We start from the raw sequence: 25,535 nt of genomic DNA, 5'->3' as shown, positions 1-25,535 counted from the left end.
CGCTGCCTGTGTCCCTTCGCGCCCCGAGACCCCCGATGACCACCAAGACCGTCGCGATTCTGCTGTTTACCGACGTGCTGATGCTCGACGTGGCCGGCCCCATCGAGGTGTTTTCGGTCGCCAACCGCTACCTGCCCGAGAGCGACCACTACCGCATCGTCACCCTGGGCGCTACATCACTCAGCGTGCGCGCCTCCAATGGCATCGTCATGCAGGCCGATCAGCTGGCCGCCGAGGCGCCGGTCGCCTACGACACGCTGCTGGTACCGGGCGGCCCTGGCGCCTACAACGCCGACCACCCGCACCTGCACGGTTGGCTGCGTGAAGCCGCGGCGGCGTCGCGGCGCCATGGCGCGGTGTGCACCGGCGCGTTCATCCTCGGTGAAGCCGGCCTGCTCGATGGCCATCGCGTCACCACGCACTGGCATTACCTGGATCGGCTCGCCAAGCGCTTCCCCAAGGCCTGCCTGGAAAGCGACCAGCTGTTCACCAAGGACGGCAAGCTGCTCAGCTCCGGCGGTGTAACGGCAGGCATCGACCTGGCGCTGTCGATCCTCGCCGACGACCACGGCAAGAAGCTTGCGCTGGATGTCGCCAAGGTGCTGCTGGTGGTGATCAAGCGCCAGGGCGGCCAGGCCCAGTTCAGCCCGCTGCTGCCGCCGACCGGGCAGGGCGCCACGCCGCTGGAGCGGGTGCAACAGTACGTGCTGGAGAATATCCAGGAATCGTTCAGCGTCGAGCAACTGGCCGAGCTGGCGGCGATGAGCGTGCGCAACTTCGCCCGCGTGTTCACCCGTGATCTGCAGATGACGCCCATGGAGTTCGTGCTCAACGCACGGATCGACCACGCCCGCACCTTGCTGGAAAGCACCGACCTGCCGTTGAAGACCATCGCCTTTCGCAGTGGCTTCGGCAGCACCCGCTACATGCGGCAGATGTTCGACAAGCGCCTGGGGCTGACCCCGGTGCAGTACCGGCACCAGTTCGGCTAGTGGCGCAGTGCCCCGGCGTGAAACGGCGTAAGGCCCGTGCCAGAGCGGTTGACGCTTGTCCGTGATGCGCACCGGTATGGCCGGATCGAGCCCCCCGCGGCGATGTCGCCCAGCGGGTGAAGAGTAGAGAATGATTCTCTTGAACACGGGAAGGAGCGGCGTATCGCCGCGAGCCGGCGCGCTGGAGTAGGGGCGCTGGCTTGGCGGGATGCTGAAACGATCATGCACGATCTCGACACCGACGGCGAAGAACGCGTCCTGCGGTTCGGCCGCTTCGAACTGCACCCGCAGCGACGCCTGCTGCTCGATGGCGACCGCGCCCTGCCGATTGGCGCCCGCGCCCTGGATATCCTGCTGGTGCTGGTTGAAAGCGCCGGCAAGATCGTCAGCAAGGAAACGATCATTTCCCAGGTCTGGCCGAAGACCTTCGTCGAAGAAATCAACCTGCGCGTGCACATCTCGGCCCTGCGCCGTGCCCTCGGCGTGTGTCCGCAATCGCGGGACTACATCACCAACGTGCGCCAGCGCGGCTACAGCTTCGTCGCCTACGTCGAGCAAATCAGCCGGCGCACCGGCGAAGTGGCGCTGCAGCCCTGCGATGTACCGAGCCTGCCGAGCCGACCGGTGCGTATCGAAGGCCGCGACAAACTGATCGAAGACCTGACCCGCCGCCTGCACGCCCGTCGGCATATCACCCTGATCGGCCCCGGTGGCGTCGGCAAGACCACCGTGGCGTTGCGCGTGGCCCAGCAGCAGTTGGGCCGTTTCCGTGATGGCGTGCGTTTCGTCGACCTGGCGAGCGTCAGCGACCCGGCCTGCCTGGTCAGCGTGCTCGCCTCGGAACTGGGCCTTGCCGTGCCGGAGGGCGTGGACGCCCGGACCCATCTGTTCGCCATCCTGGCCAACCGCCACATGCTGGTGCTGCTGGATAACTGCGAGCACCTGATCGATGCCTGCGCCGCACTCTGTGAAGCGCTGCTGCACGCCGGCCCGGCGCTGCACATTCTCGCCACCAGCCGCGAGGCACTGCGCACCTGCGAGGAGTACGTGCAACCGCTGGCGCCGCTGGAGTCGCCGCCCATGGGCAGCCACTTGCGCCTGGCCGCGGCCTTGCGCTACCCGGCAATCAAGCTGTTCGCCCGCCGCGCGCGGGCGCGGCAGTCAGGCTTTCGGTTGCGCGAAAGCGACGTTCTGCGGGTGGTCGAGTTGTGTCGCCGGCTCGACGGCTTGCCGCTGGCCATCGAACTCGCCGCTGCGCAACTGGATGCCCAGAGCCTGGAAGGCATCCTCGCGTTGCTCGACAACCACGGCTACCTGAGCCTGCTCGGCCGGCGCAGCACGCCGGCCCGCCAGTCCAGCCTGATGGCCTCGCTGGACTGGAGCTATGCGCTGCTCGACGAGCACCAGCGCAGCTGCCTGCACGGGCTGGCCGCGTGTGGCGAGTACTTCACCGTCAGCGATGTGCGCGATGCGCTAGGTCGCCTGCCGATCAGCGACACCGAGCGCTGCGGCTCGATTTCCCGGCTGGTCTCGCTGTCGCTGATCGGCCTGCGCCGTGATGGCGACAACGTCTATTACCACATGCTCAACAGCACCCGCGCCTACGCCGCCGAGAAGGGCCGCCAGGCCACCATCGCCGCGCAGTAGCCCAGCGCCACGGCGGCCTAGCAGGCAATCCGGTGAAGCGCATCGGCGACTGGCTGTCGCGCCAGTTGCTCACGCTTCCAGGCCAGGGGGCTCATGCCGATGCTTTTGGCGAATACCCGGCAGAAATGCGCCTGGTCGAAGAAGCCGCACTCCATGGCGATATCGGTCAGCGAGAGCGAGGATTGCAGCAACAACTCCCGAGCCTTCGTCACCCGCTGCTGGCGCAACCACACATGGGGCGAGAGGCGGGTGCTTTCCTTGAATTTGCGAGTGAAATGGCTGCGCGACATGGCGCAGGCCTCGGCCACTTCGGCGACCGAAATGCCGGCATCCAGCCGATCGAGCATCAACCGTTTGGCAACCGCTTCCTGCCAGGGCATGAGCTTGCCAATCGCTGCGGGGCTGATTGCAGGGACAAGCGTGGGGCCGGCGCGCAGTGCTTGATTCATGCTGATATCCGTATGGGCTGCTGGCGTCACCGCGGAGGCGGAACGGCGCGGCGTCAGGTGCGCCGCGGGCAATACGGATTGTTGAAGAGTGGGGCGCTGGGGGCGAGTTGCGTAATGTTAATTAAGGTTAAGAACGCGGCCTTAACCTTGGGGCCAGCTGTCGATGATGCCGCGTTGCAGGGCAATGGCCACGGCATGGGTACGGTTACGTGCCTTGAGCTTGTCCATGATGCTGCGCATGTGGCCCTTCACCGTGTCTTCGGAGATCGCCAGCTGCGCGGCGATGTCAGCGTTGCCCAGGCCCTCGGCGACAGAGCGCAGCACTTGGGCTTCGCGCGTGGTGAGGGCGTCCTGGGCAATGGCTCCGAACAGCTCGCTGGCGATCGGCTCGGGAAAGTAGCGCTTGCCTGCCGCCAGGGTGCGAATGGCGCTGACCAGCTCCTTGCGCAGCATGCTTTTCAGCAGGTAGCCGCGGGCGCCAGCCTGCACCGCCTGGAGCGCACGGGCATCGCCGCTGTAGGTGGTGAGCACGGCGATGCAGGCGTCGGGGTAACGCGCGCGAATCGTCTGGATCGCCTCGGTGCCACTCACGCCAGGCATCTGCAGGTCCATCAGCGTCACGTCCGGGCGCAGCTCGCTGAAACGCTCCACGGCCTGCTGGCCATCGGCGGCCTCGCCGACCAGCAGAATGTCGGGGTGGGCCTCGATCACGGCGGCGATACCCTCGCGCAGCAGCGCGTGGTCGTCCACTACCAGCAGGCGGATGGGGGTGTCGTTCATACCTCGTCTTCCGTTGGTGAGCGCGGCCCCAGCCAGCGCCGCCAGATGCTGCTCGTTCGGTCGGCATAGGCCAGACTCGCGCTCAGTTCCAGTTGTACACGGGTGCCGCCACTGACCAACTGTTGCACGGTGAGCCGCGCGCTGATTGCGTGGGCTCGCTCATGCATGCCGCGAATACCCCAGCGCCCGGGCCGGCCGTCGGCGGCGGTGTAGTCGGGCGCAATGCCCCGGCCATCATCGTCGACACGCAGCTGGAAGCGCCGCCCACCATACACCAGGCGCACCTGGATGCGTCGCGCCGCAGCATGGCGCACGGCGTTGCCGATGGCTTCGGCGGCGACGCGGTAGGCTTCGTCGTGGACCAATGGATGCAAGGGCCGTTTATGGCCACTGACCTGCACGGCAAAGGCCAGGCCGGGCTCGTCCAGCGTCTGGCCGAGCTGCGCCAGCTCGGCGGACAGGCCAACGCCGGGCGCGCCCGGCAACCGCAGGGCCTGCACCCGCTCGCGGCCTTCGTTCATCACCTCGTCGGCGCGGTCCAGGGCGCGCTCCAGCCGCGCTCGCGCCGGGTTTCGCGTGGGCAGCGTGTCCGCTGCCGCCTGAAAACGCAGCATCAGCCCCTGCAGCCCTTGCAGCAACGTGTCATGCAGTTCGCGGGCGATGCGCTCGCGTTCGGCCTGCTGGGCCTGCAGCCGTAACTGCAGGCGCCGGATGTCGCGGCGCACCACGCGCCGGTGCAGCCACCAGAGCCCGAACAGCAGCGCGGCGCCGAGCGGCAGGTAGAAGAGCGGGCGCAGGTAGAACACCGGCTCGACACTGAACGTCAGCACCGTCGGCGCAGCAGGCACCGCGCCGCTCTGGTCGAAGGTCTGCACCTCGAACCGGTAATCACCGGCCGGTAATCCCGTGTAGGTGGCGCGCCGCTGGCGCCCGGCCTCGATCCAGTCGCGGTCGTAACCCTGCAGGCGATAGCGGAACGCGAGGCTTTGCGGCGCGCGCAGGTTCAGCGCGGTGTAGTCGATCACCAGGCGCTGCGTTGCTGCCGGCAAGTGCAGCGGTGCCGCCAGGGGCTGCGGGGCGCCATCAACCTGCACGGCTTCGATCACCACGGGCGGCACGGGCGGCGCTGGCGGTTGGCTGGCCGGGTCGATCCAGCTGACCCCGGCGCTGGTGGAAAACCACAGCCGGCCGTTCTGCCCGCGCACGGCGGTGGGCAGCGGCAGCACCCGGTAAGGATCGTTGGCCAGGCTGCCGTCCAGGCCGACGGAGCGGTAACGCAGGCGATAGCCCGGCTCGGCCAGCGCGCGCCGCAGCTCGGCAGCCGGCAGCTGGATGATGCCCGCCTTGCCATGCACCCACAGGTCACCGCCGTGGCCGGGCAGGATTGCATAGAGGTTGTCGAACTGGCCGTTATCCGGCAGTTGCAGCGTCTGGAAGCGCTGGCCATCGAAGCGCGCCAGGCCGTGCTGGCCGCCCACCCAGTCGGCGCCCTCGTGGTGCAGCTGCGCCGTGACGTGGCCGATGTCCAGGCCCTGCGCGGCGCCCCATTGGCGCACCTCGGCACCCTGGTAGGTGACGATCAGGTTGTCGCGGTAGCCGAACCACAGGCGCCCTTCGGCATCGCTGCTCGCACTCACCGGCATCACCTGGCTCGGCGCCTCGCTGGGGTGCGGCAGCGCCTGCCAGGTGTCGCCGCGCAGCACGTACAAACCGAGGCGGTTGACCGATACCCACAGCGCGCCATCTGCGCCCACCGCCATGGCACGCACCGAGGCATCGTCCGCTGCCCCGGGTGGCAGCTCGGCCATGTGCATGATGGCGTCTTGCTTACCGCGCCAGATACCGTGGGGGCCGCCGGCCCACACCTCGCCGTCGCGTCCGGCGACCAGGCTGGTAATCGGCTCGGCGATCGGCCAGCGCTGCACCGTCTCGCCCCGCAGGCGAAGCAGCGCGTGGTGACTGCTCGCCGCCCACAGGGCGCCGTCGCTGCTCACTGCCAGGGCTGCGTTGAGCGTGCCGGCCGGCAGTGGGGCGGGGGTCATCTCGCGCAAGCGAAAACGGTCGAGCCCGGCGCTGCTGCCGGCCCACACGCTGCCGTCGCGGTCTTCCAGCAGCGGCCACAGGTAGTCGGCGCTCAGCCCCTGCGCGCTGCTGAGCCGCTCCGGTTGCTCGCCCAGCGAGTCGCCTGCCATCCGGTAACGGCGCAGGCCGTTGCCCGGTTTGCTGGTCCACAGCCCGCCACGGCGGTCGAACAACAGGCCGTTTATGGGTGAGGTCACCTGCTGGCTATACAACCGCGCCGCAGGCCCTGGCGGCACATGGTGCAGGCGATTGACGTAGCGTTCGCCCACCCAGAGGGTGCCGTCTGCCGCCTGGGCGATCTGGCTGGCCCAGTCGAGGTTGCCGGCTATTTCAGTGAAACGCTGCGCACCGGCAGCACGCCGATACAGTCGCTCGCTGCTTGCTGCCCACCGGGTGCCATCACGGTCCACGAATACCGCCCGGGCGCTGTGCGCCGCAAAACCCTCGGCGTCGCCGACCACCTGCCAGCGCTCGCCATCGAAACGGGCCAAACCGTCGTGCGCAGCCGCCCAGATCACGCCATCAGTGTCACGGGCGAAGCCGTACACCGGGCCTGGCGGCAGGCCCTTTCCAGGGGCGAAATAGCGGGAAGTGTGCCCTTCAATCAACCGTGCGCCACCCGCCCGCAGCCCGACCCACAGGCTATCGCCCACAGCCAGCAGGCTGGCCACGGTACCCAGTGGCTGGCCGTCGTCGGGCCGGTAGGTGGTGAAGTTGAAGCCATCGAAGCGCAGCAGCCCGTCATCGCTGCCCAGCCACAGGTAACCATCCGTCGTCTGCGCCAGTGCACCGACCTGATTGGGACCGTCGTGGTCCGCGGTGGTCCAGCGGTGATGCTCGCGCAGTGCCAGTGGGTCGGCGTGGCTCGTCGCCGCCGCGAAGCCCATGACGACCATCAGCGACCAGGCACGGCAGCGCCGCGCCCACAGGGGCGGGTTGGCGACTTGGAGCAGGGCGGGGTTCTTCACGACAGATAATCAGGCAACCGCGGAAAAAGCAGATTGTGCGCCTGGCGCCAGGTTGATGCCAGCGGCGGGCGGGTACGCAAAGAATGTAAGTGGTACTTAAATCACAGCCAATGGCGCTGTGGCACGCTACTCTGTTTACAGGTGTAAACTGAACTCGCAGCTGCCCACGCAGCTCTGAATGATCACGTGGAACGATCATTACCAGCCAGGAGGGCTGACCATGGGATTGGAAGACCGGGAATGGTGGCGCGAAGGCCGCCGACAGCAAGGACACAACGCATCATGGGAGAACTTCAGGGCCAAGCCTGATCCCGATGCCCTGATGCCTGAAGGCGGCACCGTACTCAGAATCCAGAGTCCCGCCAAACTGCGCGTAGCGCCTTCCTTTCCCCTACTGCACGCCGAGCAACTTCTCGAAAAACCCGATGCCTCCCCTACCAGCCGCCTGCTGCTGGTACTTGGCCTGGTTGCCTGCGTATCGATGTTGGTGGTTGGCTATTTCGTCTTCTAGCAACCCAGGCCTTCACGGCCGTGCAGCGATCCGCCTGTTTATGGGGAGCATCAACCTCAGTTGGCGGCGCTGTTACGGCAGCAAGCGCAGCCTGCCGCGTTTCAACTTCGTCGCTGTTCATCTCGCCTACCAGCCATGCATGCACTAGCATCTTGCGGCTGCAGGATCTGCGGCTGCAGGATCTGCGGTGCACTTGTCGCAACGCAATGGGCAGATCGGGGCAGAACAAGCCTCATTGGGCTCATTCGACAAAACAGATGTTTTCCGGGGTAGGGCCGGGCTCTTTGGATGCCGCTTCAAGCAGAGGTCGTGACCACCCCCCAGGCAAAGGAGTGCAGCATGAAGAAACTTGTCGTGTTATTGGCCCTGGGCTTCGCAGCTTGGCATTTCTACCTGAAACCGCAGGCTAGTCCGGTCATCACCAATATCGCTGCAGACGGCTCCCGGCTGAGCGAGCCGCTGGTTCAGCAGCCTGTGCCGGTCTTTTCGCTCGAGCGTTTCCTGCCCGCCTTTGCGTCGAGTGAGCCAACACCTCAGGGCAAGGCGACTGCACGGCCGGCGGCGAGTTATCGTTGCGATGGTCGGACCCATTGTTCGCAGATGCGCTCCTGCGAAGAAGCGACCTTCTTTCTGCGCAACTGCCCAGGCGCAGAGATGGATGGCAACCACGACGGCGTGCCCTGCGAGCGGCAATGGTGCGGGTAGCGTCAAGTGGGTGAGCAAGGGGCATGGCTTTCGCCGGTTCTCCGGCCCCGCTCGTTTTGCATCCCGGCAGCATATTCACCCCAGCGAGATGCGGCTGCTCGTCTCGTTGGTCTTCAGCGCTCGTCAGCCGTTACATGATGCAGGACGGCAATGTCCTCGCCTCGCAGCGCATTCAGGGCATGAAGATGGCCATGCGCTATTCGCATCTGGCCCCTGATCATCGGCGCCGGCTATCAGGTCGACTGGTGGGCGTAAGTGAGGCTGAGTGGATTCAGGCAAACATCGATTCAGCGGTTTGCGACTATTGCGCATGACCGCCATTTGCGAGCGCTGTATCGGTGAACCCATCGCCTGGGGGGACAGAAAGGGCCCGTGTGGACCCCCATAAACAAAAAAGAGCTTACCTTCGGTAAACCCTTGTTTTGTCTGGCGGCTACGCAGGGGATGAACCCCGGCCCCCAGCATTATGAAAGAGCGCAACAATTAGTCGACCACGCTGGATTCCGCTAAAACCCGGGGGCACTGCCAAAGCCGCCCGTTGGTATCCATTGAGTGGTGAGGCGCAGCCAAACGCGAACACTTCACCCGACATGCTCTGGCCTAGGCTCTTGAGTGACAAGGGCTTTTATCCTCATGCTAAGTGGTGCTTTTAAAAGTGCTTTTTAACATGCTATGGTGCTATCGCTTACCCCGTGTTCGCACACAACCATACGAAGACAAGTCCTGCATAGCTCGGCCCTAGAGATGAAACCCCGGATAGGCCCAATGAGGTACGGTGGTTGGCCAGTACATAGAGCTCAGGCGCATTTTAGATATAGAGAACAGGTGGCTATGGCGATGACATACGCAGTGCTGGCTGACGTTGCAGCGTCGGTGACAGACCTTAAAAAAGACCCTATGGGCACTATTCGTGAAGGCGGCGGCGAAACGGTCGTGATCCTCAATCGAAATGAGCCAGCGTTCTATGCCGTGCCCCCCGCACGCTACGAAGCCATGCTGGAGCTGATTGATGATCTACGTCTAGCTGAAATCGTGCGTGAGCGAGGTGGTGAACCCACTGTACGAGTAGATATCGATGATCTCATCGCGCGAGCCGGCGGAGCCGACTAAATACGCCTTGGAGTTCAACGCCCAGGCACTCAAGGAATGGGGCAAGCTTGGCAACACCATTCAATTGCAGTTCGCCAAAAAGCTTAAGGAGCGCCTGGCGAATCCCAGGGTCGAGGCCGACAAGCTTCGGGATATGCCCAACTGCTACAAAATCAAACTGCGCTCCATTGGTTACGGCCTGGTTTATGAGGTGATCGACAGCCGTGTAGTTGTCAGCGTGATCGCCGTAGGCAAGCGGGAGGGAGGTAAGGTCTATGGCACTGCCACCAAGCGCTTGTAGGGTACTTCAAGTGATGTACAGCCCAACGCCCCAGGCCCGTTATCATTGATGTCTAACTCTGAAGCCAAATGGCACCAGCGGTCGTGAACTGGCCGAAAGCTGCGCGTAGACCCTTCAACTCAAAGCAGGGTACTCAAGGGCACTAGCCGTGTGACACCGGAAATAGCCCTACGCCTCTCTATAGCACTTGGTCGCTCGCCGAAAGGCTGGCTGGCCATGCAGAAATGCTCACGATTTATGCAATGCATGCCAGTTGCCTTGCTACCGGGGCGCGTTTGGATGAAGCCGAAAGCTTGGCACGTTCAGAAGTGCGCAATGGTCAGGTGCGGTTAGTGCGCACCAAGAACGGGAAGGGGAGGTCAGGAGATCGAAAGTCCCGATCTGCACCAATCCAAAAGGAAGTTGAAGAGGCTGCCCTATCTGTTGCGATGCCAGGATCTGGCCGACTGTTCATGCCCTGCAGGGGTGCTTTCCGTAGTGCGTACCAGCGTTGCGGTTTCCATACGCCGGGTCAGCTGACCCACATCCTGCGGCACACCTTCGCCAGTCACTACATGATGGGGGGAGGGGATATTCTCAGCCTGCAGCGCATCCTGGGGCATTCCTCCATTCCAATGACCATGCGCTATGGTCTGTCCCGGAGCTGGTGGACAGGTAGTTAAGAGCTACTGCTCGCATTTTGCCGTTCAAACTCTATCGGACTTAGATAGCCCAACGTCGAGTGGCGACGACGGTGATTGTAGAAGCGGATGTAGTCGAATAGGTCAGTTTTCGCCTCCTGGTAGCTGGCATAGCGAGTCAGGTACACCCGCTCGGCCTTCAACGAGCGGAAGAAACTCTCCATCGCCGCATTATCCCAACAGTTTCCCCGTCGTGAATGACTAGGCACGATGCGATGCCGCCGCAGCAGTGCCTGGTAGTCATAGGCGCAATTTGGCTGCCACGATCCGAATGCAGCAGCACCTCCGTCTTTGGCTGCCGGCGTGCAACGGCCATCTCCAGCGCTGCATGTACCAGAGCCTGTTGCATGCGGTGGTGCATTGCCCAGCCGACAACGGCGCGCGAATAGAGATCAAGCACTACCGCCAGGTACAGCCAGCCCTGCGTAGTTCGCACGTAGGTCATGTCCGAAACCCAGTGACGATTGGCGCGATCCGAAGCGAACTGGCGATCCAGGTGATTCGCAGCAATGGGGAGGTCGTGACGACTGCCTGAAACCAGCCTCCAACGCTTGCGTGATCGAACTCGCAGGTCGGATTCACGCATCAGTCGAGCGGCCCGGTGCCGGCCACACGCATGCCCCATGGCCGACAGCTCAGCTTTGATGCGGCGATGGCCATAGATCCCGTTTACTTCATGGTGGATAGCGCGAATTTCTTGGATCAGGCGCCGATTGGCCATCTCTCTCGCCGAAGGAGGCCGCTGCTGCCAGGCATAGAAACCGCTGCGAGACACCCGCAATAGCCTGCACGTCGGTGCTACGGGATAACGACCGGCCAACGCTTCAATAGCGCCGAATCTCACTTCGTGGGCTGCGAGAAGATGGCGATCGCCTTTTTTAAAACATCGCGCTCCATGGTGACTTGGGCCAGTTGCTGGAGTAGCCGACGAAGCTCGGCACTCTCACCGCGCTGCTTGCCATTGCCCGGAAAAGCATTGTCACCTTGCTGTTCGTACTGGCGCTTCCATTTGCCCAACAGGCTTTCAGCGATGCCGAGCGTCTCGGCCACATGACGAAGCGGCGTGCCGGCAAGCACTTGGTCTACCGCTTCAAGTTTGAAAGATTCGGGAAAACGTCGTCTGGTCTGGGTCATGAACACTCCTTGCGGCGGACATTATCCACCTTAAGTCAGTGTCCACTCAGCCCGGGACAGACCACTATGCGCATCTGTCGCCAGACCACCGGGAGTCGGCTCTGAGGCTCTCGCCCTTGCAGCAGAGCGGCCATGCGTTCACTTGAAGATCCAGGTCAATGGTGTAGTATGTCTGTAACGCTTAACGTTAAGGATTAAAGCGTGATTTTGAGTTTCAAGTGTCCAGAGACCCAGGCTCTGTTCGAAACCGGTGATTCGCGGCGGTGGAAGAATATTCTGAATGTCGCCACCCGCAAATTAACCATGCTGCACGCGGCCACTGAGCTCCGAGACTTACGGTCTCCACCCGGTAATCGACTTGAGGCGCTGCTGGGAAATCGGGCAGGTCAGTACAGCATCAGAATCAATGATCAATTCCGCATTTGTTTCGAGTGGTCGGACGCCGGCCCGACGAATGTTGAAATAGTCGACTATCACTAAGGAGGTCGCATCATGGCAATTAACGGTATGCGCCCCATCCATCCGGGCGAAATCCTTCGAGAAGAGTTTCTAGAGCCGCTGGATATTTCCCCGGCCGCACTGGCGCGTGCGCTCCATGTATCTGCTCCCACGGTGAATGAAATCGTGCGTGAGCGACGTGGGGTGACTGCAGATATGGCTATTCGTCTTGGACGCTATTTCGATACGTCCGCGCAGTTCTGGATGAACCTGCAAACCGACTATTCGTTAGCAACGACTTTTGCCGCCAATGGCGAAGAGATTGAGCACGAGATTGAGCCGCTGCGTGCCCAGGCATGAGGCCCGGTGGTCTGGGTGTAGTCTGCCCCAGAAACAAAAAAGGGCTTACCTTTCGGTAAACCCTTGTTTTGTTTGGTGGCTACGCAGGGACTTGAACCCCGGACCCCAGCATTATGAATGCTATGCTCTAACCAGCTGAGCTACGTAGCCGAGTGGCGCGCATTTTCCGCAGAAGGCTCTGCTGTGTCAACCCTTTCTGCATAATAAATTTACGCACTTTCAAACGCTTAGGCGCTTTTCTGCGGGGAGTGGCCGCGGCGCCCCCGCTGTGCGCGCCAAATCGGCTGCCTAGCCGAGCACGGGGTCGCTGGAGGGGTAGGGCGTTTGCTCGATGGCACGCTGTTGCTCCGCGGTTGGCGCTGCGCGGCAGAGGTCCGGTTGCTGGCCCTGTGGATAGCCGCCCACCACGAGAAAGTCAGCGCTGCTGCCGAGGTTGCAGTGCCCGGTGCCAGCCGGCAGCACCAGTACATCTCCTGCCTGCACGGTCAGCTCCTGGCCGCCAGGGCCGCCCACCATGACTCGTGCATGACCCTGGATGACGCCCAGCACCTCGTGTGCGTTGCTGTGGTAGTGGTGGTAGTCATAGATGCCGTCTACCCACTGCGCAGGCCAGCCATGCGCCTTGAACAGCTGTTGCGTGCCGGCTGGGTCCGGTAGCCCCTTGTCCTGGAGTGCCTGCCGGAATAACCGGACGGGGTGGCTGCTGTTGTTGGGCACCCACTCGTTGCGTGTCAGGAGCAGTTGTTCGGCGTTCGCTGGGGCGTATTCGCTGTGGGGCGATGTACCGAAGTCGCCCGAGGCTTCGCCCAGGCTGGCGAGGTAGTGCAGCGCTAGGCGGTGGGAAAGTAGATCCATGGCGTGTGCCCTCTCAAGGCATTGGTTTCACCTTAATAGAGGGTGTTGTGGCGCCGGTGTTTAGATTATTGCTGGCCTGCAAAAGCAAAGCCCCTCGAGAGCAGGCTCTGGAGGGGCTTGGTGTCGCGCGGGGCCGCTTACACGTTGAAGCGGAAGTGCATCACGTCGCCATCCTTGACGATGTATTCCTTGCCTTCCAGGCGCCATTTGCCGGCTTCCTTGGCACCGGCTTCGCCCTTGTACTGGATGAAGTCGTCATAGGCGATGACTTCGGCGCGGATGAAGCCTTTTTCGAAGTCGGTGTGGATCGCGGCAGCGGATTGCGGTGCGGTGGCACCGACCTTGACGGTCCAGGCGCGCACTTCTTTCACGCCAGCGGTGAAGTAGGTCTGCAGGTTGAGCATCGAGTAACCGGCGCGAATCACGCGGTTCAGACCTGGCTCGGTCATGCCCATGGTTTCCAGGAACATCTGCATTTCTTCCAGATCGTCCAGTTCGGCGATTTCCGCCTCGATCTTGTTGCACACCGGTACGACGATGGCGCCTTCGGCGTCGGCGATGGCTTGCACCACGTCGAGCAGCGGGTTGTTCTCGAAGCCATCTTCGGCGACGTTGGCGATGTACATCACCGGCTTGGTGGTCAGCAGGTGGAAGGTCTTGGCCAGGCGCTTCTCGTCGTCACCCAGGGTTTTCAGCAGGCTGCGTGCCGGCTTGCCTTCGGTGAAGTGCGGGATGAGCTTTTCCAGCAGCGCCTTCTGCGCTACGGCTTCCTTGTCGCCGCCCTTGGCGGTGCGGGTGACGCGCTGCAGTTGCTTTTCGCAGCTGTCGAGGTCGGCCATGATCAGTTCGAGGTCGATGATCTCGATGTCACGCTTGGGGTCGACGCTGTTGGCGACGTGGATGACGTTCTCGTCTTCGAAGCAGCGTACGACGTGGGCGATGGCATCGGTCTCGCGGATGTTGGCGAGAAACTTGTTGCCCAGGCCTTCACCTTTCGAGGCGCCTGCTACCAGGCCGGCGATATCGACGAATTCCATGGTGGTAGGAATCACGCGCTCGGGCTTGACGATTTCCGCCAGGGCGTCGAGGCGCGGGTCGGGCATCGGCACGATGCCGCTGTTAGGCTCGATGGTGCAGAACGGAAAGTTCTCGGCCGCAATACCGGATTTGGTGAGGGCGTTGAACAGGGTGGACTTGCCGACGTTGGGTAGGCCGACGATGCCGCAATTGAATCCCATGGTGTGTCCCTCGCGCCAAAGGCGGTAGATAAAATTTAGAGAGTGGCTTTCTGGCTGTGCAACTTGCGCATCGCCACCGTCCAGTCACCGGCAAGAATCTCCGGGAGGACGTCGAGGGCGAAGCCGATGCTGGCATCCAGCAGTTCCTGCTCGCCACGCGGTGCGCGGCCCAGCACGAAGTTGGAAACCAGGCTGGCGTGCCCGGGGTGGCCGATGCCAAGCCGCAGGCGGTGGAAATTATTCTGGTTGCCGAGTTGCGCGATGATGTCGCGCAACCCGTTATGCCCGCCGTGCCCGCCACCCTGTTTGAGTTTGGCGACGCCGGGAGGCATGTCGAGTTCGTCGTGGGCCACCAGGATTTCTTCAGGCCCCAGCTTGAAGAAATTCGCCAACGCCGCCACGGACTGGCCGCTGCGGTTCATGAAGGTGGTGGGGATGAGCAGACGAACTTCGCGGCCCTCATGGGCGAATTTGCCCACCAGGCCAAAATACTTGCGATCAACGCTGAGGTTGACGCGCTGGCTGTCAGCCAGGCGCTCAACGAAAAGGGCCCCTGCATTGTGCCGGGTCTGGTCGTATTCGGGGCCCGGGTTACCCAGGCCAACGATCAGTTGTACGGCAGTCATACAGGAGCCCTTTTCTCAAGCAAGGCCCACACCGAGGTGTGGAGCACACCGATTACTCGGCGGTGCTTTCGCCTTCGCTGTCTTCTTCTACACGAACGCGCGGCAGGTGGATGCTGGCAACCGGCAGATCGCTGCCGTGGGCCAGAGCAACCAGCTCAACGCCTTTCGGCAGTTTGATGTCGGACAGGTGAACGGTCTGGTCAACTTCGACCGCAGCCATGTCGACTTCGATGAATTCCGGCAGGTCTTTCGGCAGGCAGGAAACTTCGACTTCGTTCACAGCGTGCAGCACTTCGCCGCCGCCTTGCTTGACGCCAACCGAGGTGGCTTCGTTGATGAAGTGCAACGGTACGTGGGCGGTCAGTTTCTGGCCGGCGATCACGCGGATGAAGTCAGCGTGCAGAACGAAACCCTTGGACGGGTGACGCTGCAGGGCCTTGATCAGCACGTTTTCTTTCTTGCCATCAACGATCAGGTTCAGCACGTGGCTGAATGCCGCTTCGTTTTCCAGCAGTTTGGCGAAATCCTTGGCAATCAGGCTGATCGACACAGGGGCTTTGTCGCCACCGTACACTACAGCCGGAACCAGGGCGGCGTTACGACGCAGGCGGCGGCTCGCACCTTTCCCCAGGTCGGAACGCGCTTCGGCATTCACAGTAAATTCAGCAGTCATTTCACTTCTCCAAAATAACCAAACCGCCCGTTACGCTTGCGACCAGCGACGGGGCGGTTCAGTGAAATGCCTGGCCAGTCGGCCAGGCGTCTTTTATCAGTGCGTTGCCCTTAGCGGAACATCGCGCTGATCGATTCTTCATTGCTGATACGGCGTACCGCTTCAGCGACAACCGGCGCGATGTCCAGTTGGCGGATGCGCGGGCAGGATTGTGCGGCGGCCGACAGCGGGATGGTGTTGGTCACCACCAGCTCGTCGAGTACCGAGTTCTCGATGTTCTCGATGGCGCGGCCCGACAGTACGGCGTGAGTAGCGTAGGCGAATACCTTGGCAGCGCCATGTTCCTTCAGGGCCTTGGCCGCATGGCATAGCGTGCCTGCGGTGTCGACCATATCGTCAACCAGGATGCAGGTACGGCCTTCCACGTCACCGATGATGTGCATCACTTCGGAGTGGTTGGCCTTCTCACGACGCTTGTCGATGATCGCCAGGTCCACACCCAGGGACTTGGCCACGGCGCGAGCACGCACCACGCCGCCGATGTCCGGGGAGACGATCATCAGGTTTTCGAAGCGCTGGTCTTCGATGTCATCCACCAGCACGGGGGAGCCGTAGATGTTATCCACCGGAATATCGAAGAAACCCTGAATCTGATCGGCGTGCAGGTCGACGGTGAGTACACGGTCGATGCCGACGACGGTCAGCATGTCGGCCACGACCTTGGCGCTGATTGCCACGCGGGCGGAACGCGGACGGCGATCCTGGCGGGCATAGCCGAAGTAGGGGATGACAGCGGTGATTCGAGTGGCTGAGGACCGGCGGAAGGCATCTGCCATCACCACCAGTTCCATCAGGTTGTCATTGGTTGGCGCGCACGTCGGCTGAATCAGGAATACGTCTTTACCGCGGACGTTTTCGTTGATTTCGATCATGATTTCGCCGTCGGAGAACTTTCCGACAGAGGCATCGCCGAGGGGGATGTGCAGCTGACGAACGATACGTCGCGCCAGATCGGGGTTAGCGTTCCCCGTAAAGACCATCATCTTGGACACGCGCAGTACCTGCCGGCTGAGGGTAACCTGGATGAGTATAAAAATGGCAGGGGCGGCTGGATTCGAACCAACGCATGCCAGGATCAAAACCTGGTGCCTTACCGCTTGGCGACGCCCCTGTATCGTGTGTGACGCAATGCTGCTCAATTCGGTAGTACGAGCCACCCTTGGGTGGTTATGGCAGGGGCGGCTGGATTCGAACCAACGCATGCCAGGATCAAAACCTGGTGCCTTACCGCTTGGCGACGCCCCTGTAACGTATAACCGATGCTACGCATTCACTTCCTGACCAGTTCTTGCAGCGTGCGGTGCAACATCGAAACGTTGGCACCCTGCGCAACAAAACTTGGCAGTGTGGCTGGAAGTTGGCGGGCGACTTTATCAGCATCGTCCCTGTTTGGGAAGCTCCCAAACACACAAGCTCCAGTGCCGGTCAATCTTGTCGGAACAAATTTGTTCAGCAAGATCAGCGCGTTACGAACAGCTGAGTAACGCTTCTCGACGACCGGCTGGCAGTCATTACGACCACCCCCCTCAAGAAGGCTGCGAACTTTAATGGGCGGCGTATCGCGTGTCAACTCAGGGTCGGAGAAAACTTCTGCTGTACTGACAAGCACTTGCGGCACCGCGACGAGAAACCAGGGCTCCGGCAGCTCGACAGGGGTCAGTTTCTCGCCAACGCCCTCGGCGAACGCAGCACGGCCGCGCACGAATACTGGCACGTCGGCGCCCAGGCTCAGGCCCAGGGTTGCCAGGCGATCCTCGCTCCAGCCCAGTTGCCAGAGGTGGGCGAGGCCGAGCAGGGTGGTGGCTGCATCCGAACTGCCGCCGCCAATACCGCCGCCCATGGGCAGCCGCTTGTCCAGCCAGATGTCGGCCCCCAGGGACGTGCCGCTCTGCGTCTGCAGCTGCCGTGCGGCGCGTACGATCAGGTTGCTGTCGTGGGGTACGCCGTCGATCTCGGTGTGCAGGCGAATGACGCCGTCTTCGCGCAGGGCAAAGCCGAGTTCGTCACCATGGTCGAGAAACTGGAACAGGGTCTGCAGCTCGTGATAGCCGTCTTCACGGCGGCCAAGGATGTGCAGCATCAGGTTCAGTTTGGCCGGGGCGGGCAGGATGAGTTGAGCGTGAGCGGGAATGGCGTCGATCATTGCGGGCTTTGTAGGTCACTGAGGTGGCAGCCGATTATGCGCCGTCCTGATGGCTTTGAGGATCGTGTTGTTGACTCGACCCCGCCGGTGATGCTCGCGCCGGGCGACGCTGCTACGAGGGTGTGTGGTTTGTAGGCGGGGGCAGGCCCATTGGCACTTGCGGCCGCACTCTTTCGCGCCGGGGCGAGGCTCCTGCGTGGGATGCGGTGATCATGGGCAATGGCGGCGCCCCGCGTGAATAACGCAGGGGCGCGCGGGCAGCGGTTACTGGCCGAGCTGGCGGGGTTGCCAGTCCTTGATCACCAGGGTCACCTGCAGGTCGTGGCCTTCCAGGCGCAGGCGCTCTGGTAGCCAGTAGCCGTTCTGTTCGACATAGCGGGTGTAGCTGACTTCCCAGCCATCCTGGGTAAGTTGCGCCAGGCGGCTGTCGGCATCGAGGGTCAGGCGGCTTTTGCTGTCCGGCGCAGGGAGGCCACGAATCCACCAGAGCAGGTGCGACACCGGCAGGTTGAGGCCCAGCTGCTGCTGCAGCAGTTCCTCGGGCGATTCGGCCTGGTAGCGGCCCTGGTTGGCTACTTCCAGCTGCACGTCGCCAGGGCGCCCGGTCAGGCGCGCCGCACCGCGGCCCAGGGGGCCGGACAGGCGAATGTCCGCATAGTCCTGGCGTTGCAGCCAGAACAGCGTGCCGCTGCCAGAGTCGCGTGGGGCGCGAATGCCGACCTTGCCGTTGATCTGCCAGCCATCGAGGGTGCTGATCTGTTGCTTGTGAGCCTGCCAGCGGGCGGGATCACCCAGGCCCTGCTCCACCGCTTCACGGGTGGATAGGCCGGAGCAACCGGCGAGCAGGGTTACCAGGGCGAGTGCAAGTAGGGGGCGAAACTGCATCAGGGCCTCTCTGATCCGGTCAGGCGCAGCACGGTGCTGCGCAGGATTTCACTGTCGGGCTGTTCCTTGAGCGCGTCGCGCCAGATCTTTCTGGCCTCGCGCTGCTTGTTCTGCGCCCACAGCGTTTCGCCCAGGTGGGCGGCGACTTCATGGTCCGGGAAGCGTTCGAAGGCCTGGCGCAGCAGTTTTTCCGCTTCCACCAGGTTACCCAGGCGAAAATTCGCCCAGCCCAGGCTGTCGAGAATCGCCGGGTCTTCGGGGTTGAGGTCGTGGGCCTGTTCGATCAGCTCCAGGCCTTCCTGGTGGCGATCCGTACGGTCGACCAGCGTATAGCCAAGGGCGTTCAGGGCCATGGCATTGTCGGGCTCGCGCTCGAGTATGGTGCGCAAATCGCGCTCCAACTGCTTCAGGTCGTTACGGGGCTCGGCCAGCATGGCGCGGGTATACAGCAGGTTGAGGTCACCCGGGTACTGCTTGAGCGCTTCCTGAATCAGCGCCCAGGCCTTGTCCGACTGGTCCTGCTTGGACAGCGATTCGGCTTCGATCAGGTACAGTTGCAGGGCATAGTCGGGCTCGCTGTCGCGGGCCTGTGCCAGGCGCTTGGAAGCCTCCGCGCCGCGGCCGCTGGCAACCAGCAGGTCGGTCATGCGCGCCTGGGCGGGCAGATAGTCGTTGCCGGCGCCGACCATGGAATAGGCGAGCAGCGCTTCGTCCACCTCGCCCAGGGCTTCATGGGCACGACCCAGGTGGTACTGGGCCGGGTCGACATGCGCATCGCGCTGGATCAGCTCTTCCAGGTAAACGATCGCCTCGCGCCAGGCTTCGGCTTCCAGGCACACCAGCGCCAGGGAGAAGCGCAGGTCATCGTCTTCGGGGAATTGTTGCAGCAGCGAAGAAAATTCGCTGCGCGCCTCGTCCATGCGGCCCAGTTCCACCAGTTGGCGGGCATAGGTCAGGCGCAGGCGCTTGTCGTTGGGGTTCTGTTCCATACCCTTCTTGAGCAGCGGCAGCGCTTGTGCGCCACGGCCCAGGCCCTGCAGCAGGCGTGCGCGCAGCAGCAGGGGCGCGGCCTGGTCCTGCTTGGCATCGCTGTTTTCGAGCAGCTTGAGGGCTTCCTCGGGGCGGCCATCCTGCTGCAGCAACAGGGCCTTGCCGAATAGCAGTTGGCCGTCGTTGGGGTATTTTGCGAGCAGACGGTCGAAGCTCTGCAGCAGGCCGGCACGGGTTTCCGGATCGGATTCCGCCGCTGACAGGGCGAGGAAGTCGAAATGGGTGTTGCCCTGGCGCTGACGCACCCGCTCCATGTAATCCATCGACTCGTCGAAGCGCCCGGCGCGGGCCAGTTGCACGGCGGCGGCGCGTTGCGCGTCGACATTGCCCGGCGCGTTCTTGGCCCACACCAATGAGGTCTCCAGGGCTTCCTGCTCGGCGCCCAGGTACTCGGCGATGCGGAAACCACGCTCGGCGACGCCGGCATCCTGGGTCGAATTGGCCTGCTGGACGTAATTGCTCAGGGCGATGTCGAAGCGATTGCGCTGGCCGGCCAGTTCGGCGGTCAGCAGTGCCAGCAGGGTTTCCTGGCTGAACGAACCGTACGCCTCAGGCGCCTCGGCCTGCGCTTCTTTACCCGGCTCTTCGACGGGTACGTTGCCGTCCGGAGCGGACGGCGAGAAAGTCTGGCAACCGCCCAGAAAGGCAAGGGCGGTCAGCAACGCGATGGGTCTATTCATAGGGGAAATGCGACTAACCTGCGGTTTTGGCCATCATGACACAAGCCGTTGGGCAAGCCCATGGGCAGCCCGTGTGTCCTGGCGATGTGAGGTTGGACTGCTTGCGTTGGGCTGTGTTGCATCGGATGAAGGCACGGGTTGCGATACACCAGTCGAGCGCCCGCCAACTGGCCGATCAGCGCACGCGCCTCGGTCGAGCGAACCGCCATACGAGCATGGCCGGGCGGGCGGGGAGGCCGCCCGTGCCGGTTGGCTGAGTCATTCTCATTGCCGACGATCAAGCCGGGCTATCGTCGCGATGCGTTGGCCAATGGTTGTCCTGCACCGGTCGAAGTAGGACAATTGTCGGCTTCCACCCCCTGTCAGCGACGTGCATGGCCTTTATTGCCCTCGGTATCAACCACAAGACCGCTTCGGTGGATGTCCGCGAGCGCGTGGCATTTACCCCTGAGCAGCTGGTGGAGGCCCTGCAACTGCTGTGTCGGCACACGCCCAGCCGTGAGGCGGCGATCCTGTCGACCTGCAACCGCAGCGAACTGTACCTCGAACAGGACGGGCCAGGCGTCGAAGCGGTGCTCCGTTGGCTGGCCGATTATCATCATTTGAGCGTCGACGAACTGCGTGCCTGCGCCTATATCCATGAAGATGATGCGGCAGTTCGTCACATGATGCGCGTGGCATCCGGCCTCGACTCCATGGTTCTGGGCGAACCGCAGATTCTCGGCCAGATGAAGTCGGCCTTCGCCGTGGCCCGCGAGGCTGGCACCCTCGGGCCGCTGCTGGGGCGCCTGTTCCAGGCCACCTTCAGCACCGCCAAGCAGGTGCGTACCGACACCGCCATCGGCGAGAACCCGGTGTCGGTGGCCTTCGCCGCCGTGAGCCTGGCGAAACAGATCTTCGCCGACCTGCACCGCAGCCAGGCGCTGTTGATCGGCGCCGGCGAGACCATCAGCCTGGTCGCCCGCCACCTGCACGACCAGGGCATCCAGCGCATCGTGGTGGCCAACCGTACCCTCGAACGTGCCAGCAGCCTTGCCGAGCAGTTCGGCGCGCACGCCGTACTGCTGTCCGATATCCCGCAGGAGCTGGCGCACAGCGACATCGTCATCAGTTCCACCGCCAGCCAACTGCCGATACTCGGCAAGGGTGCGGTGGAAAGTGCCCTGAAGCAGCGCAAGCACAAGCCGATCTTCATGGTCGACATCGCCGTGCCACGGGACATCGAGCCGCAGGTCGGCGAGCTGGATGACGTCTACCTGTATACCGTCGACGACCTGCACGAAGTCATCGAGGAAAATCTCAAGAGCCGCCAGGGCGCTGCCCAGGCGGCGGAAGAGCTAGTGGCCGTGGGCGCCGGCGACTTCATGGTGCGCCTGCGCGAGTTGGCCGCCGTGGACGTGCTGCGCGCCTACCGACAGCAGGCCGAACGCCTGCGTGACGAGGAGCTGGCGCGCGCCCAGCGCATGCTCGCCAACGGTGCCGCCGCCGACGAGGTGCTGGCGCAGCTGGCCCGTGGCCTGACCAACAAGTTGCTGCACGCACCCAGCGTGCAGCTGAAAAAATTCTCCGCCGACGGGCGTGCCGATGCGCTCGGCGTGGCCCAGGAGCTGTTCGCCCTCGAAGACGGCGCGTCGCCCGGCTTGGTCAATAAATAGAAGGCATGCAATGAAAGCTTCGCTGATCAACAAACTCGACGTGTTGCAGGATCGCTTCGAAGAAGTCACGGCGCTGCTCGGTGATGCCGGCGTCATCGGCAACCAGAGCCAGTTCCGCGCCTACTCCAAGGAATATGCAGAGATCGAACCGGTGATCGCGGCGTTTCGCCAGTTCCGCAAGGTGCAGGCCGACCTCGAAGGTGCCCAGGCGCTGCTCAAGGACAGCGACCCGGACATGCGCGAAATGGCCGAGGAGGAGGTCGATACCGCCAAGACGCGCCTGCTCGAACTGGAAGACAGCCTGCAGCGCATGCTGCTGCCCCGCGACCCCAACGACGGACGCAACGTGTTTCTCGAAGTGCGCGCCGGTACCGGCGGCGACGAGGCGGCGATCTTCTCCGGTGACCTGTTCCGCATGTACTCGCGCTACGCCGAGAAGCAGGGCTGGCGCGTTGAAGTATTGTCAGCCAACGAAGGCGAACATGGCGGCTTCAAGGAAGTGATCGCGCGTATCGAGGGTGACAACGTGTTCGCCAAGCTCAAGTTCGAATCCGGTGCGCACCGTGTGCAGCGGGTACCGGAAACCGAATCCCAGGGGCGCATCCATACCTCGGCCTGTACCGTGGCGGTGTTGCCCGAGCCGGACGAGCAGATGGCCATCGAGATCAATCCGGCCGATCTGCGCGTTGATACCTACCGCTCCTCGGGTGCCGGCGGCCAGCATGTCAACACCACCGACTCGGCGATCCGCATCACCCACATTCCTACCGGCACGGTGGTCGAGTGTCAGGAAGAGCGCTCGCAGCACAAGAACCGCGCCAAGGCCATGGCCTGGCTGGCGGCCAAACTCAAGGATCAGCAGGAAGCCGCCGCGCACAAGGAAATTTCCGACACGCGCAAGCTGCTGGTGGGCTCCGGTGACCGTTCCGAGCGCATCCGCACCTACAATTTTCCCCAGGGGCGGGTGACCGATCACCGCATCAACCTGACCCTGTATTCGCTCAACGAAGTGATCGCCGGCGGCGTGGACGCGGTTATCGAGCCACTGCTGGCCGAATACCAGGCCGACCAGTTGGCCGCCCTGAGCGATTGAGAGCGGGGCGCTGCGCCCGACACGAGAGAACCATGGCGACCATCGAATCCCTGCTCAACGCCGCCTGCCTGCCGGACTCGCCCAGCGCCCGCGTGGACGCCGAGCTGCTGCTGGCTGATGCGCTTGGCAAGCCACGCAGCTACCTGCGCACCTGGGCTGACCGTGAGGTCGAGGCCGACGCGGCTGAGCGATTCGCCGCCAGCCTGGCGCGCCGTCGTAACGGCGAGCCGGTGGCCTACATCCTCGGCCGGCAGGGCTTCTGGAGCCTGGAGCTGGACGTCGCGCCCCACACCCTGATTCCCCGTCCGGACACCGAGCTGCTGGTCGAGGCCGCCCTCCAGTTGCTGCCCGACGGCAGCGCGCGCGTGCTCGATCTCGGCACCGGTACTGGCGCCATCGCCCTGGCATTGGCGAGCGAACGCCCGGCATGGCAGGTGACCGGCGTTGACCGGGTCGAGGAAGCCGTGGCCCTGGCGGAGCGCAATCGGCTGCGTCTGGGGTTGGGCAACGCTGTGCTGAAAACCAGCCACTGGTTCGATGGCCTGGGCGGCGAGCGGTACCGGCTGATCGTCAGCAATCCTCCTTATATAGCCTGCGACGACCGCCATCTCGGCGAAGGCGACGTGCGCTTCGAGCCCAGCAGTGCGCTGGTCTCGGGCGCCGATGGGCTGGACGACATCCGCTTGATCATCGACCAGGCACCAGGCCATCTGGCCGCGCCCGGCTGGCTGCTGCTGGAGCACGGCTTCGACCAGGCCAAGGCGGTGCGCGACCTGCTGGCCGCCCGCGGCTTCAGCGAGGTGCACAGCCGGCGCGACCTGGCCAACCACGAACGCATCAGCCTGGGGCGGTGGCCGCATGAGTGAACAGTTGAGTGACGGGGAGCTGCTGCGCTACAGCCGGCAGATCCTGCTGGCGCAGATCGATATCGACGGGCAGTTACGGCTCAAGGGCAGCCGCGTGTTGATCGTCGGCCTGGGCGGGCTCGGCTCGCCGGTGGCCTTGTACCTGGCGGCTGCGGGGGTGGGCGAGCTGCACCTGGCGGATTTCGACACCGTCGATCTCAGCAACCTGCAGCGGCAGATCGCCCATGACACCACCAGCATCGGCCTCAGCAAGGTGGACTCGGCGCTGGCGCGGCTCGCGGCGATCAACCCGGGCATCGGCCTGCTGGCTCATCGGCAGGCGCTGGACGCCGGCTCCCTGGCTGTGGCAGTAGCAGCGGTCGATCTGGTGCTCGACTGTTCGGACAATTTCGCCACCCGTGAGGCGGTCAACGCGGCCTGCGTGGCGGCCGGCAAACCTCTGGTCAGCGGCGCGGCGATCCGCCTCGAAGGGCAGTTGTCGGTATTCGACACGCGCGTCGAGAACAGCCCCTGCTACCACTGCCTGTATGGCCACGGCAGCGAGGCGGAGCTCACCTGCAGCGAAGCCGGTGTCGCCGGGCCGCTGGTCGGCCTGGTCGGCAGCCTGCAGGCGCTGGAGGCCATGAAGCTGCTGGCCGGTTTCGGCGAGCCGCTGGTCGGCAGGCTGCTGCTGATCGACGCCCTGGGGTCACGTTTTCGCGAGCTGAGGGTCAAGCGAGATCCCGGTTGTGCGGTATGCGCGAGCCGCAATCATGAGTGAGGCGCCAATCGGGGTATTCGATTCCGGCGTGGGCGGCCTCACGGTGCTGCGCGAGATCCGCACGTTGTTGCCCCATGAATCGCTGCTCTACGTGGCCGACAGCGGCCATGTGCCCTATGGCGAGAGGAGCGCCGAATTCATTCGTGAGCGCTGCCGGGCAATCGCCGAGTTTCTGCTCACCCGCAATGCCAAGGCGCTGGTGCTGGCTTGCAACACGGCGACCGTAGCCGCAGTCGCCGACCTGCGCCTGCTTTATCCGCAATTGCCCATCGTAGCCATGGAGCCGGCGGTCAAGCCCGCGGCTGCGGCGACCCGCTCGGGCGTAGTGGGTGTGCTGGCCACCACTGGCACCCTGAAAAGCGCACGCTTTGCCGCGTTGCTCGACCAGTTCGCCAGTGATGTGCGCGTGGTCACTCAGCCGTGCCCGGGTTTGGTCGAGTTGATCGAAGCGGGCGACCTGGACAGCCCGGCGTTGCACCGCTTGTTGCGCGGCTACGTCGAGCCGCTGCTTGCCGCAGGCTGCGACACGCTGATTCTCGGCTGCACTCACTACCCCTTTCTAAAGCCCCTGCTGAGCCAATGGCTGGGCCCGTCGATCAGCCTCATCGACACCGGCGCGGCGGTCGCGCGGCAATTGCAGCGGCTGTTGCACGAGCGCCAATTGCTGGCCAGCGGGCCGGCTGGCCCTGAACGGTTCTGGTGCAGCGGCGAGCCCTTGTTGATGCAGCAAGTAATGCCCTGCCTTTGGGGCAGTGCCGAGCCGGTGCGGCACTTTCCATAACAGTTCACTACATGGCCGCCACCAAGCTGCTTTA

26 protein-coding genes, 3 tRNA genes and 2 pseudogenes are annotated in these 25,535 nt (G+C 63.6%); 14 read left to right on the top strand and 17 right to left on the bottom strand.

Annotation, left to right across the window (positions count from 1 at the left end):
• Positions 1-35: 35 nt before the first annotated feature.
• Both ACZ0AV_RS09065 and ACZ0AV_RS09060 read left to right on the top strand, forming a co-directional pair.
• Entirely contained in the window at positions 36-992 is a 957-nt protein-coding gene (locus ACZ0AV_RS09065) for a GlxA family transcriptional regulator (protein ID WP_070881176.1), read from the top strand.
• Between the two features lie 222 nt (positions 993-1,214).
• Positions 1,215-2,639, top strand: a complete 1,425-nt coding sequence (locus ACZ0AV_RS09060) for an ATP-binding protein (protein ID WP_499150737.1) — start codon at positions 1,215-1,217, stop codon at positions 2,637-2,639.
• A 17-nt stretch (positions 2,640-2,656) separates the two neighbouring features.
• Here the strand turns inward: ACZ0AV_RS09060 and ACZ0AV_RS09055 are convergent, their stop codons facing one another.
• The 3 genes from ACZ0AV_RS09055 to ACZ0AV_RS09045 form a co-directional block, all read right to left on the bottom strand.
• Positions 2,657-3,088 carry a helix-turn-helix domain-containing protein gene (locus ACZ0AV_RS09055; protein WP_499150736.1) on the bottom strand — a complete coding sequence of 144 codons (432 nt, stop codon included), beginning with the start codon at positions 3,086-3,088 and terminating at the stop codon, positions 2,657-2,659.
• Between the two features lie 141 nt (positions 3,089-3,229).
• Complete coding sequence (locus ACZ0AV_RS09050) at positions 3,230-3,868, bottom strand: response regulator (protein ID WP_499150735.1); 639 nt, start codon at positions 3,866-3,868, stop codon at positions 3,230-3,232.
• Complete coding sequence (locus tag ACZ0AV_RS09045) at positions 3,865-6,918, bottom strand: sensor histidine kinase (RefSeq protein WP_499150734.1); 3,054 nt, start codon at positions 6,916-6,918, stop codon at positions 3,865-3,867. The genes ACZ0AV_RS09050 and ACZ0AV_RS09045 overlap by 4 nt, the downstream gene beginning before the upstream one ends.
• Before the next feature lie 220 nt (positions 6,919-7,138).
• On the opposite strand from ACZ0AV_RS09045, the gene ACZ0AV_RS09040 reads away from it, so the two are divergent.
• From ACZ0AV_RS09040 to ACZ0AV_RS09020, 5 genes and pseudogenes are all read left to right on the top strand, one after another.
• On the top strand, positions 7,139-7,429 hold the full coding sequence (locus tag ACZ0AV_RS09040; protein WP_499150733.1) for a hypothetical protein: 291 nt from the start codon (positions 7,139-7,141) through the stop codon (positions 7,427-7,429).
• A 339-nt stretch (positions 7,430-7,768) separates the two neighbouring features.
• A complete protein-coding gene (locus ACZ0AV_RS09035) occupies positions 7,769-8,134 on the top strand; it encodes an excalibur calcium-binding domain-containing protein (RefSeq protein ID WP_499150732.1) in 366 nt (121 codons plus the stop codon).
• A gap of 837 nt (positions 8,135-8,971) precedes the next feature.
• The gene (locus ACZ0AV_RS09030) at positions 8,972-9,244 is read left to right on the top strand and encodes a type II toxin-antitoxin system Phd/YefM family antitoxin (RefSeq protein WP_499150731.1); all 273 of its coding nucleotides are present in this window, start codon (positions 8,972-8,974) and stop codon (positions 9,242-9,244) included.
• Positions 9,210-9,524 carry a type II toxin-antitoxin system RelE family toxin gene (locus ACZ0AV_RS09025; RefSeq protein WP_499150730.1) on the top strand — a complete coding sequence of 105 codons (315 nt, stop codon included), beginning with the start codon at positions 9,210-9,212 and terminating at the stop codon, positions 9,522-9,524. Before ACZ0AV_RS09030 ends, ACZ0AV_RS09025 begins: the two co-directional genes overlap by 35 nt.
• Positions 9,525-9,760: 236 nt before the next feature.
• Positions 9,761-10,153, top strand: a pseudogene (locus ACZ0AV_RS09020) (tyrosine-type recombinase/integrase); the annotation flags it as partial.
• Between the two features lie 29 nt (positions 10,154-10,182).
• Here the strand turns inward: ACZ0AV_RS09020 and ACZ0AV_RS09015 are convergent.
• From ACZ0AV_RS09015 to ACZ0AV_RS09005, 3 genes and pseudogenes are all read right to left on the bottom strand, one after another.
• Positions 10,183-10,383: pseudogene (locus ACZ0AV_RS09015) on the bottom strand (IS3 family transposase); the annotation flags it as partial.
• Positions 10,344-11,048 carry an IS3 family transposase gene (locus tag ACZ0AV_RS09010; protein WP_499150729.1) on the bottom strand — a complete coding sequence of 235 codons (705 nt, stop codon included), beginning with the start codon at positions 11,046-11,048 and terminating at the stop codon, positions 10,344-10,346. The gene ACZ0AV_RS09010 and the pseudogene ACZ0AV_RS09015, both read right to left, overlap by 40 nt.
• On the bottom strand, positions 11,045-11,338 hold the full coding sequence (locus ACZ0AV_RS09005) for a transposase (protein ID WP_499150728.1): 294 nt from the start codon (positions 11,336-11,338) through the stop codon (positions 11,045-11,047). The genes ACZ0AV_RS09010 and ACZ0AV_RS09005 overlap by 4 nt, the downstream gene beginning before the upstream one ends.
• Positions 11,339-11,539: 201 nt before the next feature.
• On the opposite strand from ACZ0AV_RS09005, the gene ACZ0AV_RS09000 reads away from it, so the two are divergent.
• Positions 11,540-11,818 (top strand): type II toxin-antitoxin system RelE/ParE family toxin, encoded by a 279-nt coding sequence (locus ACZ0AV_RS09000; RefSeq protein ID WP_499150727.1) that lies wholly within the window; start codon positions 11,540-11,542, stop codon positions 11,816-11,818.
• A gap of 12 nt (positions 11,819-11,830) precedes the next feature.
• A complete protein-coding gene (locus ACZ0AV_RS08995; RefSeq protein WP_070881183.1) occupies positions 11,831-12,136 on the top strand; it encodes a HigA family addiction module antitoxin in 306 nt (101 codons plus the stop codon).
• A 73-nt stretch (positions 12,137-12,209) separates the two neighbouring features.
• Here ACZ0AV_RS08995 and ACZ0AV_RS08990 read toward each other — a convergent pair.
• From ACZ0AV_RS08990 to ACZ0AV_RS08940, 11 genes are all read right to left on the bottom strand, one after another.
• Positions 12,210-12,286: transfer RNA gene (locus ACZ0AV_RS08990), tRNA-Met, on the bottom strand.
• Between the two features lie 138 nt (positions 12,287-12,424).
• Positions 12,425-12,991 carry a cupin domain-containing protein gene (locus ACZ0AV_RS08985; protein ID WP_499150726.1) on the bottom strand — a complete coding sequence of 189 codons (567 nt, stop codon included), beginning with the start codon at positions 12,989-12,991 and terminating at the stop codon, positions 12,425-12,427.
• Positions 12,992-13,128: 137 nt separating this feature from the next.
• Positions 13,129-14,229 (bottom strand): redox-regulated ATPase YchF, encoded by a 1,101-nt coding sequence (ychF, locus tag ACZ0AV_RS08980; protein WP_308838252.1) that lies wholly within the window; start codon positions 14,227-14,229, stop codon positions 13,129-13,131.
• A 35-nt stretch (positions 14,230-14,264) separates the two neighbouring features.
• Positions 14,265-14,855, bottom strand: a complete 591-nt coding sequence (pth, locus tag ACZ0AV_RS08975; RefSeq protein WP_499150725.1) for an aminoacyl-tRNA hydrolase — start codon at positions 14,853-14,855, stop codon at positions 14,265-14,267.
• A 52-nt stretch (positions 14,856-14,907) separates the two neighbouring features.
• Positions 14,908-15,528, bottom strand: a complete 621-nt coding sequence (locus ACZ0AV_RS08970) for a 50S ribosomal protein L25/general stress protein Ctc (RefSeq protein WP_499150724.1) — start codon at positions 15,526-15,528, stop codon at positions 14,908-14,910.
• A gap of 110 nt (positions 15,529-15,638) precedes the next feature.
• Positions 15,639-16,580, bottom strand: coding sequence for a ribose-phosphate pyrophosphokinase (locus ACZ0AV_RS08965; protein WP_499150723.1), 942 nt, complete (start codon positions 16,578-16,580; stop codon positions 15,639-15,641).
• A 44-nt stretch (positions 16,581-16,624) separates the two neighbouring features.
• Positions 16,625-16,699 (bottom strand) — tRNA-Gln (locus ACZ0AV_RS08960).
• A gap of 59 nt (positions 16,700-16,758) precedes the next feature.
• Positions 16,759-16,833 (bottom strand) — tRNA-Gln (locus ACZ0AV_RS08955).
• A 25-nt stretch (positions 16,834-16,858) separates the two neighbouring features.
• Positions 16,859-17,731, bottom strand: coding sequence for a 4-(cytidine 5'-diphospho)-2-C-methyl-D-erythritol kinase (ispE, locus tag ACZ0AV_RS08950; protein WP_499150722.1), 873 nt, complete (start codon positions 17,729-17,731; stop codon positions 16,859-16,861).
• A gap of 264 nt (positions 17,732-17,995) precedes the next feature.
• Positions 17,996-18,616, bottom strand: a complete 621-nt coding sequence (lolB, locus tag ACZ0AV_RS08945; protein WP_499150721.1) for a lipoprotein insertase outer membrane protein LolB — start codon at positions 18,614-18,616, stop codon at positions 17,996-17,998.
• Positions 18,616-20,346 (bottom strand): tetratricopeptide repeat protein, encoded by a 1,731-nt coding sequence (locus tag ACZ0AV_RS08940; RefSeq protein WP_499150720.1) that lies wholly within the window; start codon positions 20,344-20,346, stop codon positions 18,616-18,618. The genes lolB and ACZ0AV_RS08940 overlap by 1 nt, the downstream gene beginning before the upstream one ends.
• 374 nt (positions 20,347-20,720) lie before the next feature.
• Between ACZ0AV_RS08940 and hemA the strand changes: the two genes are divergently transcribed.
• From hemA to murI, 5 genes are read left to right on the top strand one after another with little or no spacing between them, the layout of a single operon-like run.
• Positions 20,721-22,001 (top strand): glutamyl-tRNA reductase, encoded by a 1,281-nt coding sequence (gene hemA, locus ACZ0AV_RS08935; protein WP_499150719.1) that lies wholly within the window; start codon positions 20,721-20,723, stop codon positions 21,999-22,001.
• A gap of 10 nt (positions 22,002-22,011) precedes the next feature.
• Positions 22,012-23,094 (top strand): peptide chain release factor 1, encoded by a 1,083-nt coding sequence (gene prfA / locus ACZ0AV_RS08930; RefSeq protein WP_499150718.1) that lies wholly within the window; start codon positions 22,012-22,014, stop codon positions 23,092-23,094.
• Between the two features lie 32 nt (positions 23,095-23,126).
• Positions 23,127-23,960: a peptide chain release factor N(5)-glutamine methyltransferase gene (gene prmC / locus ACZ0AV_RS08925; RefSeq protein WP_499150717.1), complete on the top strand. Its 834-nt coding sequence runs from the start codon at positions 23,127-23,129 to the stop codon at positions 23,958-23,960.
• The gene (locus ACZ0AV_RS08920) at positions 23,953-24,720 is read left to right on the top strand and encodes a molybdopterin-synthase adenylyltransferase MoeB (protein ID WP_499150716.1); all 768 of its coding nucleotides are present in this window, start codon (positions 23,953-23,955) and stop codon (positions 24,718-24,720) included. The genes prmC and ACZ0AV_RS08920 overlap by 8 nt, the downstream gene beginning before the upstream one ends.
• The gene (gene murI / locus ACZ0AV_RS08915) at positions 24,713-25,501 is read left to right on the top strand and encodes a glutamate racemase (protein WP_499150715.1); all 789 of its coding nucleotides are present in this window, start codon (positions 24,713-24,715) and stop codon (positions 25,499-25,501) included. Before ACZ0AV_RS08920 ends, murI begins: the two co-directional genes overlap by 8 nt.
• The last annotated feature ends 34 nt before the right edge of the window (positions 25,502-25,535 follow it).

The sequence above is a fragment of the Pseudomonas sp. AC532 genome, from assembly GCF_979258965.1.
Note: the sequence above shows the minus strand (reverse complement) of the source record. Positions and strands in the feature narration are given on the sequence as shown.